Here is a 14,988-nt window from a genome sequence, read left to right as displayed (position 1 = left end):
CAGGTATTTTCAATATTTGGAAACTATTATATCTCTTGTCGAATAACTTCCTATTTGAATGCCACACTTAAAAAAATGTGTTTTTGTAGACGATTTACTTGCAGTTACTCTTCTTTCATGTCTGGGGGTTGTCTTTGTACTTGTTCCTCCTTTCAATGAGACTTTTCTCAGGATCCCTATAGCTCTATCCCTCTTCTTTTTCGTTCCTGGCTATGCCTTTATATCCGCACTTTTCCCGGGCAATAAAGAGATTAGCGGGATAGAACGTTTTACCTTAAGTGTTGGCTTCAGTCTTGTACTAACGGTTTTTGACGGTTTTATAATAAGCCTGCTTCCCTGGGGTTACCGGCCTGCCCCGATAGTTGTATCCATTCTTGGGATTACGACTTTTTTCAGTATTCTGGCAATTTTTACCCGGAAGTTACGGGATGAGAGCGAGCAGTTCTCATTTTCTATCAAAGAATTCATCCGATCCGTCAGGGAGGGTGAAGTGGATGAGGCTTATAAAGCCGATGGAGGTCTGGCTGGGCAGGAAGAAACCCCTGCGATCTCCGTGACGGCTGAAAACAGGCGTTTTCACAGGTCAAAAAGCAAAGTTAAAGCAAAAGGCTTAAAGCACTCTCCTGGAAAGGAGGTCAAATCCGAAACCCGGAAAAAGCCTTTACCTCCGGAAATTGAAAAAGCTCTCGTAATCGCGCTTGTAGGTTCGATAATTATCTCAAGTGCGATGCTTGCATATGCCAAGATGACTCGGGAAAAGGAGACCTTTACAATGCTGTACCTCCTGGGGCCGGATGGGAAAGCCGAAGGCTATCCGAATGAGAGTCTTATCAATCTCCCGGTCAATGTTACGGTAGGAATTGAAAATCATGAACTTCAGAGTGTAAATTATATTCTCCAGATGAAAGTTGATGGTGAAGTGCTCCAGGAGCTCAGCGTCCCTCTGGAAGACGGGGGGATCTGGCAGAAGGATATGACCTATACGCGCCATAATTTGAAACCCGGCAGGTCAAAGCTCGAATTTGCCCTCTTCAAAGAAGAGCCCGGTTATTTCTCTTACAGGTCTGTTCATCTTTATTTAGATAATAATAATACTTTCTCCCATCTGGTCGACGAGAAGTATACTAACGCCTCTGCACTCCCGAAGCTCAAAAACGGTGAGATGGAATTCTCAACCGGCTGGGGTTTTACTTCAAATTCCGAATCTATAACAGGTTCATATGTTAACGGTTCCGGTGTGAATTCTTCTTTCGCTTACGGGATAGTAAATTCCTATGAAGGAAATCTTTCCAACTATACGGTCGAGTTCGGAGAGATCTCTCAAAATATAAAGAGTGAAAACGAAACTATGGCTGTATTATCAGCATATGTAAAAGATGACTTTAATCTGACATCCGGAGGAACGGACTCCCAGCTAAAATATGTTACCATCAACGGAGAAACCGTCTGGTCGGAAGGAATCAGTGAAGCGGAAGGGTGGCAGCACCTTGAAGTCCCCATAACCCTGCAGGCAGGTGAAAACAATCTGACCCTTGGTTTGAGACAGATGGAGGACGAAATCGTACCTGTTGAAGTCTTCTGGGATAGCGTTTCCCTGATACCTCTCTCTGAACTGTCTTCATATGTTTCGGACTCCAATACTGTTGAGACCGTACCTCCGGTCTCAAGTGTTCTCGAACTTCCGGCATACACAGGTGACAGAACCTTTACTGTTTCCTGGAACGGGACAGATGAAGCTTCAGGAATCGCGTATTATTCCATAGACTCAAGCACAGACGGCATCAACTGGGAAACCTGGATTTCAAAGACCACGGATAACTCTTCCAGCTTTACCGGAAAGGATAACCAGACTTATTATTTCCGCTCAAAGGCTGTTGACAGGGCTGGAAACGAAGAGCCTGAACACCCTGAACCGGACACCCAGACTCAGATCTATACCGGAGTTCCGAAGGTCACGCTGGATATCACCCCCAATCCCTGCAAGACCGCCACAACATTTACTGTCACATATCCCATATCTCTCCAGGCCGCGGTATGCCTGGTTGCTCGGGAAGGTTTTGAATCCGAATCAACTGAATTGACATCATCTGATGGGATTAGCTGGACAGGTAATTATATTGTAAGTGCCGGGAATCACTTCTATGTAGAGGCGGTATGTACGGACATCTTCGGAAATACAGTTTCCGCTTTTGATGAGTTTACGGTTGATTCTTCAATCTCTGACTTCGAAATCGAGCTTACTCCGAAAACTATTGATGAGGGAGATCTGGATATCAAAGTTACTCCCTCAACAGCTTTAAGGTCCAGGCCCTCTGTATCAGTTTCAGGCAATATAACAGTTGATGTCACTTATCTGTCATATTCAGATGGTGCATACTTCTATGAAGCGAGAATTAAGTCCGAATTAAATGAGGGTGACCATAAAGTCTATGTTACGGGCTATGACCTGGATTCTGAAAAGATAGAGGGCAACGCTACATTTGTAGTTGACCATTCAGGTTGAGCAGTTGGTCATGCTGGAAAGCTGAATAATTGCCGGTCTGTTCAACTAATTATTTAATCTGCAGCTAATCCCAAAATAAAAAATCGGAGCCTATTAATACAAATAAAGTTTCGGTGATTTTAAATTAGGATCTTTCTTGATTTTTTTGCCTAATTTCCCGTCGATATTTTTTCTTTTAACTTTTTAAGTGCCAAATATTATAATTTCGGACATCTATAAATATCGGGCTAAATCATGTTATTATTTTATTACAGATATCTATTAACTTTTGAAGTTTTCATTATCCATTTCATTCGGTTCAGATTATTTGAAAGAAAGTAAAATAATACTAAAAACATATTTTCTTTCAAATATATCAATTCCTCGAATTCTACAAAAATAGGGAATATTAAAGAAAAATAAAGGATTGAAGAGCTGGCATATAAATTGTATATCTGTCGTATTTATGGGGCATGTATACTCATTTTCTCATAAAAGGGCAGAATCCGACTCTATAACTTTCAAATTATGTCACTTCTGTTTATTTACAATTTCTTATGTTTTTTAATCGGAAAAAGTCTTCTTATTTTATATATTTAGTCTGCACATCCTTAAATATTTACTGTTAAATATAACACTTAACATTATAAAATGATTAATTTAAAAAAGATTGTAACCAATTAATTGTTAGTATCTTTCTTCGGAATAATACTCACTTCCTTATGTTTGAATCTTAAGTTTGCCTTTGTATGGGAAGGCTGATCCCTTAAATGTGTGAATAAGAACTCTTCATTCGAACATCTTGATTTTTCGGGAAAATACTGATTTTATATGGAAACCTGAAATTAAACATTTTATAAGTCCAGTTCAACAACTTTCCGATAAATAAGGGTAGATTTATCTGGAAATCAGGGGTAGATTATGAAAAAAATGTTGTTGCTATTAGTGCGCTGTCTATTGCTAGTCTGTATCGCCGGATCGGCAAGTGCCAGTAATACCGTACTGACACCGGATGATGTAACTATAACTCCGGATGGAGAGTCCGTTGCCTCTGTTGCTACAAGTATAGGGATTAACACCCCAGGGACCTATCATGTGACTCTTACTGCAACTGATGGTCTTTTTGCATATATTGAAAGCTCCTCTCCTATTGCAGTGGGCAGTTCCAGTAACTGGGCAAGCGTTGGTCACTCTCTTTCAAGTTCTTCTTTTACATCAACTGTAGAGGCCTGCACTGGAAACCTGTACATAAAAGGAACCAATCCGGGGACGGTAACTGTAACAACTTATTCCGAATCTGGGGGAGATTCGATTACACAGTCTTATTCTGTTTATTCGGCAGAATCCGTTAATGTATTAGTTCCCGAGTTCCCCATCATTGCCTTCCCCATAGCAGCTGTAATTGGAATCGTTTTCATATTCGGACGTAACAAAGAAGGGCTGTAAGCTTTTACAACCTTTTGTTCTTTTATTTTTTTATTTTTTGCAGTCTCTTTAAATCTTGAAATTTATATTTCCGGTTTTTTTAAAAAATCCGGTTAAACTGAGTTATAATTTTATTATATATATCCATCAGCTTTTGAAATATTGCCATAGTATTTATTTTTTCATCTCGATAAATTACGGAAAATCTCAGCATCACTGGATATCTACTTCTCGGAATAATATGGGAACTTTTCAGTTTATAAAAATTGAAAAACAAGCAAAAATACCGTAATTAGAGACTTCATATCTAAGTAATGTGTATTGTTGTTTTGTGCAATATTTCACACTTGAAGCTTACAACTGTCGTATTCGTTGCCTTTTATATATCTTAATATTATACATTTCTAAGTTCACGATGAATATATCTTATCTTATATATTAAACTTGAACATCCTTATATATTTCGTGATAGATATATGGTACAACATTATAAAATGTTTAATTTCAATGTTGGCGCAATCCATTACTGGTTTGTATTCTTCCCCTGAGTACTCCCTTCCACCTCTCAATCTTTTTCCAGGGCTTGCCTGTGATAGGTAAACCTTGTTGTCCATTGTATGATTGCTGTGAAGTGTAAGTGAGTCTCTGGATATTCAAGGAAAATATTAACTTTTTTAGTGGATCCCTCAAGGATTAAACATTTATGATGAGTTCAGTTCATATGACTTTCCATAAATAATGGTGTATAAACTTATCTGGAAAGTAGGGGTAGATTATGAAGAAAATATTGTTATTAATAGTGAGCGGTTTATTGATCGCTTGTATGGCCGGGTCAGCGATGGCTTCACCGGCGAGTTCAACTTTGATAAACGCTGATACTCAAGAAGTTGTAAGTAACGAAGACTTATATTTGGCTGTTGACAACCCTTTACGCTTACAGTTATCTGTGGTATACACTGTCGCTGAAAGTGATATTACATACGACTATGGTGCTGCAGTGACTCCATGGCCAAACAGTGATGGTAATGTTCTTGGAAGTGCTAGTGATGTGAGTGTAATTCTCCCAAGTCCTGCAACTTTCACCCTGCCCAAAATAACAGAGGGTACTGGTACCTTTACAGATCCTAATATTATATTTGTAACTAGGACCTCCTCAGCACCATCCGACGCTGTATATAAGGTTACTATTGGGGATGAAGGTTTTTTCCTCACTTCTGCAAGCACAAATCTTTATGTACCTGAATTCCCAACCGTCGCCGCACCCATAGCAGGAATAATAGGATTGCTTTTTATCTTCGGGCGTAAGAAAGAAGGGCTGTAATATCCCTTTCTTCTTTTCTTTTTTTCTTTCTACTGCCCTACAAATATTTAATTTATATGGCCTGTTTTTATAAATCCAGCTGAACTGAGTTTTAAAATTCTGTTGACAAACCTGTGGGATTGATATTACTTGATTATTGGTTAACGCTTTCGTTTTTATAATTCTCATTAGTTAGCAATCGAATATCTCAATTCCATCAAAACGATAGTTTTCAACTTATTTAAGAGTCTAAGATCTTTTTTAAGGTAACGGCGAATAAATCTTATTTTATATATTATCCCTGAGCAGATTTATATATTTCTGGAGGAGTATACTAAAAGACCTTATAATGTGTTTAATTTCACAGGTGACGCATTCCATTAAATAGTTAGTATTCTCCCCCGAATACTCTCTTTACATATCTCAATTTAGACCTATGATTATCTGCTTGTTGAAACCGTTTTTTTTTGCAGTATAAATACTGTCGGTTCTAATTGAGTTTTTGAATATTCAAAGAATATCTTACTTTTTTAATGGAAATTCTGTGAACTTGAACTAATTATTCTGGTTAAAATCTATTATACGGATCTAAAGCAAAAATCTGGAAAACAGGGGTAGATTATGAAAAAAATATCCTTATTTTTGGTTAGTATCGTGCTTCTACTTGTGGTAGGGGCTGGAAATGCGTTGGCAGAGGACACTCTGGTGACTATTCTGAACAGTAAGTATGGGGCTGGGAATTTTCATGAAGTTACCAATACAAACGAGTATGAATTCCAGCCGGGAGCATATGTTGTTACTGCCTTGATCGTGGACAAACAGTCAGCTAACGTTAACCCTACAGGTTGGTATGATAGTTCCGACCCGGATTCTATGAATTTACTGTTTCCCACTCCTGAAGGATCAATAGGGGTTTCAAAGAGCTTTAATCCGGGTGGTAAGTTCGGTATGTATATTGAGCCTTCCGCTGGGACAACTTATTACAGTAAAGCAAGCCTGAATGGTGGGGTAAAACGTGTAAGGCTTTTTACTCTGGACACAGGAGGTTACGTCCTGGGATTTGAAGATTCAACCGATAATGACTACCAGGATGTAGTGCTTGAGCTCAAAGGGGCAAGTCTTAACGTTCCCGAATTCCCAACCATCGCGGCACCCATAGCAGCTATACTCGGATTGGTTTTCATCTTCGGACGTAAGAAAGAAGGGCTGTAATTCCCCCCACAACTCTTCTTTTCCTTAAAATTTCCCAACTTTCTTTTTTTTATTTATTAACTTATTTTTTCCCTTCTAAAACCCGACAAAAACTTCCTAACTTCTTAAGTATCTATCTTCAGAAACATTGTTTCCTAACATTATTTACTCATCTAACATCTAGCTATTTATACTCGTATTTACGATTCAATGTTTGGGGTTGAGCAAAATTATGGGGAGTCAGTGCTCTGGCAGCATAATTCTCCACCGGATAAATATATTTATATAATTATGTTCTGCCGCGTCTTTAATTTCTTTTTGTGGAATAAAATACGTGGCCGCTGTCTGTTAAAAAACTTTGTCGGGTATGAAAGTTAAAACAAGTAGGTGATATCATGGAATATGTAAGGAAAACATGTCCTATCTGTGGGCGTGAGTTTACAGTCCTGAAAATAGTTGAGGAAAAGGCAATTTACTGCAAGCTTGAGTGTCTTTTAGCGTCCCAGGGGACGACGAAGCGAGATAAAGCTTCCTCTTTTATGTCTATATAAATTCATACTGTTTTACCGCAAGCATTATGGTCTATTTACTTTTTAGTTTTTTTAACTCCCGGTCTGTTCTTTTAGTTATGTGTTTTTTCCTCATTGCTATTGTTCATTGGTGTATTTTTGTGTATGTTGGTGTGGTCACTTTATAGTAATATTTTAAAGTATTCTTTATTTTTTTGACAAAGTTTCTTATAAGTTGAGGTCTTACTTTTTCTAATCAATTTTTGTTAATTGTTAGGAGATTAGCGATATGGGAATTGTCAATCCGGAACTTTTTAATGTTTTCTCTGGGGGCATGATTCGAAAAATGACCCTTACGGTTGCCAGGGGACAGATGGTCCTGTCTGGCAGAACACATCCCCGAAACCGGGCACTAAAACAGGTTGGTGATTTTTAATGAAATATGTAAAAAAAATCTGCCCGATTTGCGGGAGTGAGTTCATAGTCCTGAAAAAGGTTGAAGAAAAGGCAGTTTACTGCACTCTCGAATGTCTTTTAATCTCTCAGGAAAGGATGGGGGAAGAGAAAATATCTCCTTTTATGTCTGTATAAATTCATGCTTTCGTTTCAGATTCAGGGAATTCTCAAAGTGGTCCCGGGGCCGGAGGGCGGGTTGAAATGGTAACCTGGTCATCTGGTAGCAACTCTGCCGAATTCGTCCGGAAAATACCGGGTGTGGCTCTTGCGGGCGGGATAAATTTAAGGGCCAGGAAGATTCCTGAAATCATGAAACCGGTTTTTGCTGAAAAACAGGCAGAACCCTGAGCATTTTCAGGTTCTTTTTCCATCCGAAAACTTTTTTACCTCTTTTTTACAGGGCTCCGTTTTCCGAACTCCTGCCTGGGAGCTATAACTTGCTGACGCTGCTGATAAATCGCTGACACTGGCAGCTTGCTGTCCGGGTTTGTTGTCCTGAATGTATTATATAGGGACTTCACTAAGTGTAATTAAGATGTTTCACAACGTCGTATTGGCCGGGTGGTTAGGAGCGGCATGCTAATCTGCATGTTAATCTGTGAATGGCCCTCATGGCTTTTAACTTTTTAATTTACTGCAACTTTTTAATTTACTGCCTTTTTTCTCCCCTGCAATTGATTCTACTTTTCCATTTTTCCTCTCTCCCTACAAAGGCTTTATATATTAGGTGTGCTATTTAAAGGCAAAGTACATCAGAGATGTGAGGTTTCGGGCATTATGATGTCTGGAACTCTTTATCAGATCAATGTGATGCTTAATGCTAAACTCCCGGAAATCTCCGGAAGTAAGGGCTTTTTACCGTTTTTGCGGTTGAATTTCCTGCATTGAATATAAACCAGTGAGAAAAGTCGGATCAACATGAGTGTCAAAGGGCCAATGCTTTGAAACGCCCGCTTTTGGCGCCTGAAGGTGCCTAAAATCGCACGAAACTGTTCCAGGTTTTCGATGAGTTGCGGTTGTAGTTGCTGAATACTGAAGTTTCAAGTCAGGTTAACTGAATTAAAAATAAGGTTACTGAATTCTGAACTTTCAAAATCAGATTGCTATATGTTTCAAATCAGGGCAAGGTGCCTGGATTTGGGTCTGCCAGGAATCGTAAGGTCGGTCCTTCAATAAGAGCTTTCCTGCGGAGGCAGGAACGGAAGGGAACCGAATATCTGCAGATGCCTGAAGGAATGTAGGGTACCGGGAGCACAGGGCTCCGGTCTGCTCGAGGCTTTCCAAGCCGGCAGGTCTGAAATGGACATCCCTCCCCCACCTGGTAGCGTTCGGGGAATCCGGAGCATTTCTCTTTTGTCACTCGTTTTGTTCCGACCGGAGGGACTGGTATTTCAATTGAAGTTTACGGAGTAGAAATATGGCAAGCATACACCGACCAAAACGAGGTTCCCTTGCATTCAGTCCGCGCAAGAGGGCTAAGAGCCACATTCCAAGGTTCAGAGCCTGGCCGGAAGCGACAGGTGAGCCAAAGCTGCAGAGTTTTGCAGGTTATAAGGTGGGTATGACCCACGTGATCATGGTTGATGATATAAAGAACAGCCTTACCCAGGGTATGGAAATCTCCGTGCCTGTGACTGTAATCGAAACTCCTGCAATAAGGGTCGCAGCCATCCGGGCTTACGCAGAAGACAGCACCGGGGAAAAGGCAATCGCTGAGGTATGGGCAGCAGACCTTGATCCTGAACTCAAGCGCAGGATCCCCGTTCCGGCAGCAGGTAACCAGGCTGAAGCTCTTGAAAATATCGGAAAAATGATCGAAGAAGGCAAAGTAAGCGACATCAAGTCAGTTATCTACACCCTTCCAAAGAGCCTTACCGGTGTCCCCAAAAAGGTGCCGGACATCATGGAATCCGGGATCAGTGCAAGAGACCTCGGCACCAAATTCGAATACGCAAAATCAATCCTCGGCACCCTTGTAAGTGTTACCGATGTTTTCAAGAACGGAACACTTGTCGACACCGCAGCAATTACCATAGGGAAAGGTACCCAGGGCCCTGTAAAGCGCTGGGGTATTCAGCTGATGAAAGGCAAGCACTCCAGGCAGGGCAGCCTCAGACAGGTCGGTACCCTCGGGGCTTTCAACCCGTCCCGTGTCTCCTGGAGAGTCCCGCAGATGGGCCAGATGGGATACCACCAGAGGACTGAGTTTAACAAGCGCATCCTCAAGATCGGGTCCGATGGAGAAGAAGTCACTCCGGAAGGCGGGTTCATTAACTATGGGCTTGTCCGCGGCGACTATATCCTTATAAAAGGCAGTGTCCCCGGCCCTTCCAAGAGGCTTATAAGGCTCAGAGACCCTATCAGGGCAAAGAAAGCCGACCTTGGCGAACCCAACATCCTGTACATAAGCAGGGAATCCAAGCAGGGGTGATCTAAGATGGCTACAGCAAAAACCATAGACCTTACAGGAAAAGCTGTCGGGGAAATCGAGCTCCCTGCAGTGTTTGATGCGGACTACCGCCCGGACCTGATTAAAAAGGCAGTACTGGCAGCCCAGGCAAACAGGCTTCAGCCCTACGGTCCCCGCCTCTACGCAGGCATGGAGACCTCGGCAAGAGGCTGGGGTTCCGGAAGAGGTGTATCCCATGTCCCAAGGCTTGTAAACAGCAGCAGGGCTGCAAGAGTCCCGCATGCCAAGGGCGGAAGGAGAGCTCACCCACCAAAACCGGAAGCTGACAGGAGCGAGAAGGTCAACACAAAAGAGCGCCGCTACGCAATCCGTTCTGCAATCGCAGCAACCACAGATCCTACCCTTGTAAGCCTGAGAGGACACATTTTTGAAGCCGAACTTCCCATTGTCGCAGTAAACGACCTTGAAAGTCTCGAGCGGACAAAGCAGGTAATCGAGTTCCTCGAAGCTGCAGGGCTCTATGAGGACGTACTCAGGGCAAAATACGGGAGGCACATCAGGGCAGGCCGCGGAAAGCTCAGAGGCAGGAAATACAAGCACAAAAAGAGCGTCCTGATCGTTGCAGGAGAAAACACTCCTATCCTGAAAGCGGCAAGAAACCTTTCCGGAGTAGACGTCGTAACAGTGGACTCACTGAATGCCGAACTGCTCGCACCGGGCACTCACGCAGGTCGCCTTACTGTCTGGACAGAGTCTGCAATTGGAAAACTGGAGGGCGCATTCCAATGAGTTCTATCAATTATCCGTTTGTTACTGAAAAAGCGATGATGCTGCTTGATGAAAACAAGCTCCAGTTTATCGTTGATACCAGGTCAAACAAGAAGCAGATCTTAGAAGATGTTGAGAAGATGTACGGGTTCAAAGTAAAATCCGTGCGGACCATGACCACAATGAAGGGTATGAAAAAAGCAGTCCTTGCCTTTGAAGAACCTGAAGCGGCACATGAGATTGCAACCCGAATAGGACTTATGTGAGGTGTGATCCATGGGTAAAAGACTAATATCACAGAACAGGGGTCGAGGCACTCCGACCTACAGAGCTCCTTCTCACAAGTACAAGGCAGACCTGAGACACCCCCGTGTGGATGAAAACAGCTCCCTCCGGGGAGAAGTCATAGACATCGAGCACGACCCTGCTCGTTCAGCTCCTATAGCAAAAGTTACCTTTGAAAACGGAGAAGAACTTTTCCTTCTTGCTTCCGAAGGCATTGCCGTAGGGAATATTATCGAGTGCGGAGACGATGCTGAGGTAAAACCCGGGAACATTGTACCTATCGGAAATGTGCCCGAAGGTTTCTTCATCTGCAATATAGAATCAAAGCCAAACGACGGCGGCAAATTTGTCCGTTCCTCCGGAGTATATGCAACCGTTGTAACCCACGAACCGACCAGGACTGCAGTGTCCATGCCTTCGGGGAACATAAAATGGCTCAACCCCAAGTGCAGGGCAGTCGTCGGGATTGTTGCCGGCAGCGGCAGAGTGGACAGGCCGTGGCTTAAAGCCGGGAAAAAGTATCACAAAATGAAAACAAGGGCTGCAAAGTATCCGAGGGTTTCGGCTGTTGCTATGAACCCTGTTGACCACCCGTTCGGTGGAGGTGCCTGGAAACACCCTGGTAAGCCAACTACCGTTAGCAGAAACGCCCCGCCCGGAAGAAAGGTCGGACTGATTGCAGCAAGAAGGACCGGAATGAAGCGCTGATGAGGTGTATTCGTTATGGCAAAGAAATCATCATCAAGGTTACCGAAGAGAAAGGGTGAGTATACCTACCGCGGGAAGACCGTCTCAGAACTTCAGGAACTGAGTCTTGAAGAGTTTGCAGAACTCCTGCCATCAAGAGAGCGCAGGAGCATCAAGCGCGGGTTCACAGACGGGCAGAAGAAAGTCCTGCATGAGTTCAAGGAAGGAAAGAAGGTTAAGACCCATCACAGGGACCTGATCATCCTTCCCGAAATGATCGGAAAGACTATCGAAATCCACAACGGGAAAGGGTTTGTAAGTGTAGATCTCCAGCCTGAAATGGTCGGGCACCGCTTCGGAGAATTCGCACCTACAAGATCAAGAGTTAACCACGGCAGTGCCGGTGTGGGAGCAACCCGTTCAAGCAAGTTCGTACCGCTTAAATGAGGTGAAAGGGAATGGCAAGAATCAATTACTCAATCAATGGAGACCCCGAAACTACCTCTAAAGCAATGGGTTCCGAACTTCACATCTCCCCCAAGAAATCCCGTGAGGTTTGCTGCAAGATTAAGGGTATGAAGGCCTCTGAAGCCAGGAAGTTCCTTGAGGACGTAATCGCCATGAAACAGGCAGTTCCCTTCAAGAAGCACCATGACGGAACGGGTCACAGGAAAGGGCCAATGGCTGCAGGAAGGTACCCTATAAGTGCCTCAAAAGAGATCTTAAAGGTCCTTAAAAATGCAGAAAGCAACGCCGAATATAAAGGCCTTGAACCTGCAAACATGTACATCACCCACGCCGCCATCCAGCGCGGAAGAGTGATTCATGGGTTCATGCCAAGGGCCAGGGGAAGGGCAACGCCCAAAGATACGGAAACTGTAAATATCGAGATGATCCTCTCCGAGGTGCGCTAAATGGCAATAGAGAAAAAATTCGTCAGTGACGGGTACGTCAAAGCTTCCATGGACGAGTATTTTGCAGAACAGCTCAGCAGGGCTGGATACGGCGGCATGGAGTTAAACAGGACCCCCATGGGCACCCAGATTGTTATCTACTCTGAAAAGCCGGGAATGGTAATCGGGAAAGCCGGGAAGGTCATCAGGAAACTTACCCGCGACGTTGCAAACAAATACAGCCTCGAAAACCCGCAGATTGATGCTCAGGAAGTCAAGAGGCCCGAACTTAACGCCCAGATGATGGCGTCCAGGCTTGCCGCTTCCATTGAAAGGGGCTGGTACTTCAGGAAAGCCGGACACAACACTCTCAGAGCAGTCATGAATGCAGGCGCCCTTGGTTGTGAAGTCGTAATTTCCGGAAAGCTTACCGGAGCAAGGTCCAGAGTCGAGAAATTTGTTAACGGGTACATAAAGCACTCCGGAAATCCTGTAGAAGAAGTCGTGGACGAAGGGTTTGCAGTAGCAGTCAAAAAGCTCGGGACTCTTGGTTGCAAAGTCAGGATCATTCAGCCTGGCGTTGTACTTCCCGACTCCTACAAAGTCAGGGAATCCGTCGAAGTTGAAGAACCCGCTGAAAAGCCTGCTGAGAAGCCTGTTGAGAAGCCTGTTGAGAAAGCAGCCGAAGCTCCCAAAAAGGAGGAAAAAGCCAAAGCTCCTGCTCCTGCTCCCGAAGCCCCTGCACCGGCACCCGTAGAGGAAGCTGAAGTTGCAGAGCCCGAAGAAGCAGAAGAAGAAGTCCAGGCTGAAACATCCGAAGACATTGAAGGGGCCGAACTTGTCTATGTCGAAGGTTCGGATGAAGTCCGCAGGCAGGTCAATGGTGTCTGGCAACACAAGCATGGGAGCTATGATTACTGGCATCCAATGGCAAGGGTCCACAAGGAGGCTAAGGAATAATGGCAATTCTCAGGACCAACGAAATCCGGACCATGACGATTGAAGAACGGGCTGATGAACTCGAAAACCTGAATAACGAACTGGTCAGGGAAAGAGCTCTTACCTCTGCAGGCGGGGCTCCGGAAAACCCTGGCAGGATCGGAGAAATCAGGAGAACGATTGCCCGTATAAAGACAATTCAGCACGAGCTAAATGAGATCTAAAGTGGAAATTCTACCTTCGAATCTTATCTTTCATGAACTGATAGGGCTCGAGATCAAGGTGATTAATTCCACTAATCCATCATTAACAGGAATCCGGGGCAGAGTAATCAACGAGACGAAAAATATGCTTGTTGTGGAAAACCCAGAGTCCCGGGAACTGAAGATTCCCAAGGCGGATTCGGAATTTCTCTTCCGGATCCCTGCCGAGCTCTCAGAAAAAGGCCGCAGATCCGATACATTCGTTAAAATTCAGGGAAACCTGCTGCTCTCACAACCCGAAAATCGGATCAAGAACATTAAAAAGCTACGTAAATGGGGCTAAATTCATGGCAAGAGATATTGGATTAAATATACCGGCGCCATCAGAGGAATGTGACGATGCGTATTGTCCTTTCCACGGAACACTCCCGGTAAGAGGTCAGATCCTTGTGGGTACCGTGGTCAGCAGTAAAATGGACAACACGGTAGTCATTGAAAGGCAATACATGAAAATGGTGTCGAAATATCAGAGATATGAAAAGAGACGCTCGAAGATTCATGCACATAATCCGGCCTGTATCTCCGCAAAAGTCGGTGACATTGTCACGATTGTGGAATGCAGACCTATAAGCAAGACCAAATCCTACGTTGTTGTCAAAGCAGAGGTGCCCAAATGAAAGGCATACGCTCAAACATCCCAAGAGCTCTCAATGCAGGTGCCCAGATCGCCTGTGTGGACAACACCGGGGCAAAAGTTGTTGAGATCATCTCTGTCAAGAAGTACAGAGGCGTCAAAAACAGAATGCCCTGCGCAGGAATTGGGGATATGTGCGTCGTGTCCGTAAAGAAAGGCACCCCCGAAATGAGGAAACAGATTCTCCTCGCAGTGGTGGTCCGCCAGAAGCAGGAGTTCCGCCGTCCTGACGGTCTGCGTGTCTTATTTGAAGACAATGCAATGGTAATCACGGATGAAGACGGAATCCCTAAAGGCACGGACATAAAAGGCCCTGTTGCCAGAGAAGTGGCGGAAAGGTTCCCGAAAATCGGGACAACCGCATCCATTATTGTCTGAGGTGATTGCAATGGTATCCAAACAGCCCAGAAAGCAGAGAAAGGCAAGATACACCGCACCTCTCCATATCAGGCAGAAATTCATGGGTGCAAGACTCAGTGAGGCACTTGCTAAAGAGTACGGCACAAGAAGTGCTGCAGTCATCACTGGCGACATGGTAAAGGTCATGCGTGGGGACTTCAAGGGCACTGAAGGAAAAGTCCAGTCCGTATCCCTTATGGACGGCACGATCACAGTGGACGGAGTCATTTCCACAAAAGTGGACGGCACCGAAGTCCCGAGGCCCGTAAATCCCTCCAATGTCATGATCACAAAACTGGAAATGAAGGACGGGCGCAGAGCGTCAAGCATTAAGAAGTGAGGCAGGT

General features: G+C 44.1%; 21 protein-coding genes. 20 read left to right on the top strand and 1 reads right to left on the bottom strand.

Annotation, left to right across the window (positions count from 1 at the left end; all coding sequences use genetic code 11):
- Positions 1–58 precede the first annotated feature (58 nt).
- From MSSIT_RS15890 to MSSIT_RS23580, 8 genes are all read left to right on the top strand, one after another.
- Positions 59–2,503, top strand: coding sequence for a DUF1616 domain-containing protein (locus MSSIT_RS15890; protein WP_048173535.1), 2,445 nt, complete (start codon positions 59–61; stop codon positions 2,501–2,503).
- Between the two features lie 900 nt (positions 2,504–3,403).
- Positions 3,404–3,928 (top strand): PEF-CTERM sorting domain-containing protein, encoded by a 525-nt coding sequence (locus MSSIT_RS15885; protein WP_231589901.1) that lies wholly within the window; start codon positions 3,404–3,406, stop codon positions 3,926–3,928.
- Positions 3,929–4,682: 754 nt separating this feature from the next.
- Positions 4,683–5,228 (top strand): PEF-CTERM sorting domain-containing protein, encoded by a 546-nt coding sequence (locus MSSIT_RS21405; protein ID WP_052721690.1) that lies wholly within the window; start codon positions 4,683–4,685, stop codon positions 5,226–5,228.
- 600 nt (positions 5,229–5,828) lie between these two features.
- Positions 5,829–6,419, top strand: coding sequence for a PEF-CTERM sorting domain-containing protein (locus MSSIT_RS24300; RefSeq protein ID WP_048173532.1), 591 nt, complete (start codon positions 5,829–5,831; stop codon positions 6,417–6,419).
- Positions 6,420–6,793: 374 nt separating this feature from the next.
- Positions 6,794–6,949 (top strand): hypothetical protein, encoded by a 156-nt coding sequence (locus MSSIT_RS24295; protein ID WP_187151781.1) that lies wholly within the window; start codon positions 6,794–6,796, stop codon positions 6,947–6,949.
- 247 nt (positions 6,950–7,196) lie between these two features.
- Positions 7,197–7,343 (top strand): hypothetical protein, encoded by a 147-nt coding sequence (locus tag MSSIT_RS23585; protein ID WP_156158883.1) that lies wholly within the window; start codon positions 7,197–7,199, stop codon positions 7,341–7,343.
- Positions 7,343–7,498: a hypothetical protein gene (locus tag MSSIT_RS24290; RefSeq protein WP_187151779.1), complete on the top strand. Its 156-nt coding sequence runs from the start codon at positions 7,343–7,345 to the stop codon at positions 7,496–7,498. The genes MSSIT_RS23585 and MSSIT_RS24290 overlap by 1 nt, the downstream gene beginning before the upstream one ends.
- Positions 7,499–7,564: 66 nt before the next feature.
- Complete coding sequence (locus MSSIT_RS23580; RefSeq protein WP_156158882.1) at positions 7,565–7,711, top strand: hypothetical protein; 147 nt, start codon at positions 7,565–7,567, stop codon at positions 7,709–7,711.
- A 769-nt stretch (positions 7,712–8,480) separates the two neighbouring features.
- On the opposite strand, the gene MSSIT_RS15860 is transcribed toward MSSIT_RS23580, so the two are convergent.
- Positions 8,481–8,723, bottom strand: coding sequence for a hypothetical protein (locus MSSIT_RS15860; protein WP_048173530.1), 243 nt, complete (start codon positions 8,721–8,723; stop codon positions 8,481–8,483).
- A gap of 57 nt (positions 8,724–8,780) precedes the next feature.
- Between MSSIT_RS15860 and rpl3p the strand changes: the two genes are divergently transcribed.
- Genes rpl3p through rplX form a run of 12 tightly spaced genes read left to right on the top strand, consistent with a single transcriptional unit; the run spans position 8,781 to position 14,981 of the window.
- A complete protein-coding gene (gene rpl3p, locus MSSIT_RS15855; RefSeq protein ID WP_048173529.1) occupies positions 8,781–9,794 on the top strand; it encodes a 50S ribosomal protein L3 in 1,014 nt (337 codons plus the stop codon).
- Positions 9,795–9,800: 6 nt separating this feature from the next.
- A complete protein-coding gene (rpl4p, locus tag MSSIT_RS15850) occupies positions 9,801–10,562 on the top strand; it encodes a 50S ribosomal protein L4 (protein ID WP_048173528.1) in 762 nt (253 codons plus the stop codon).
- Complete coding sequence (locus MSSIT_RS15845; protein ID WP_011021103.1) at positions 10,559–10,807, top strand: 50S ribosomal protein L23; 249 nt, start codon at positions 10,559–10,561, stop codon at positions 10,805–10,807. The genes rpl4p and MSSIT_RS15845 overlap by 4 nt, the downstream gene beginning before the upstream one ends.
- 10 nt (positions 10,808–10,817) lie before the next feature.
- Positions 10,818–11,534, top strand: coding sequence for a 50S ribosomal protein L2 (locus MSSIT_RS15840; protein WP_048173527.1), 717 nt, complete (start codon positions 10,818–10,820; stop codon positions 11,532–11,534).
- Positions 11,535–11,549: 15 nt separating this feature from the next.
- Positions 11,550–11,960, top strand: coding sequence for a 30S ribosomal protein S19 (locus MSSIT_RS15835; protein ID WP_048173526.1), 411 nt, complete (start codon positions 11,550–11,552; stop codon positions 11,958–11,960).
- An 11-nt stretch (positions 11,961–11,971) separates the two neighbouring features.
- Positions 11,972–12,427 (top strand): 50S ribosomal protein L22, encoded by a 456-nt coding sequence (locus tag MSSIT_RS15830; RefSeq protein ID WP_048173525.1) that lies wholly within the window; start codon positions 11,972–11,974, stop codon positions 12,425–12,427.
- Complete coding sequence (locus MSSIT_RS15825) at positions 12,428–13,366, top strand: 30S ribosomal protein S3 (RefSeq protein ID WP_048173524.1); 939 nt, start codon at positions 12,428–12,430, stop codon at positions 13,364–13,366.
- Positions 13,366–13,569: a 50S ribosomal protein L29 gene (gene rpmC, locus MSSIT_RS15820; protein WP_048173523.1), complete on the top strand. Its 204-nt coding sequence runs from the start codon at positions 13,366–13,368 to the stop codon at positions 13,567–13,569. Before MSSIT_RS15825 ends, rpmC begins: the two co-directional genes overlap by 1 nt.
- On the top strand, positions 13,559–13,891 hold the full coding sequence (gene rnp1 / locus MSSIT_RS15815) for a ribonuclease P protein component 1 (RefSeq protein ID WP_048173522.1): 333 nt from the start codon (positions 13,559–13,561) through the stop codon (positions 13,889–13,891). Before rpmC ends, rnp1 begins: the two co-directional genes overlap by 11 nt.
- Positions 13,892–13,895: 4 nt before the next feature.
- Positions 13,896–14,225 carry a 30S ribosomal protein S17 gene (locus tag MSSIT_RS15810; RefSeq protein WP_048173521.1) on the top strand — a complete coding sequence of 110 codons (330 nt, stop codon included), beginning with the start codon at positions 13,896–13,898 and terminating at the stop codon, positions 14,223–14,225.
- Entirely contained in the window at positions 14,222–14,620 is a 399-nt protein-coding gene (rpl14p, locus tag MSSIT_RS15805; RefSeq protein WP_048173520.1) for a 50S ribosomal protein L14, read from the top strand. The genes MSSIT_RS15810 and rpl14p overlap by 4 nt, the downstream gene beginning before the upstream one ends.
- A 10-nt stretch (positions 14,621–14,630) precedes the next feature.
- Positions 14,631–14,981 (top strand): 50S ribosomal protein L24, encoded by a 351-nt coding sequence (gene rplX / locus MSSIT_RS15800; RefSeq protein ID WP_048173519.1) that lies wholly within the window; start codon positions 14,631–14,633, stop codon positions 14,979–14,981.
- The last annotated feature ends 7 nt before the right edge of the window (positions 14,982–14,988 follow it).

The organism is Methanosarcina siciliae T4/M (assembly GCF_000970085.1).
GTDB lineage: Archaea > Halobacteriota > Methanosarcinia > Methanosarcinales > Methanosarcinaceae > Methanosarcina > Methanosarcina siciliae.
The sequence above is the reverse complement of the archived record's forward strand: the minus strand, read 5'-3'. Positions and strand labels throughout refer to the sequence as shown.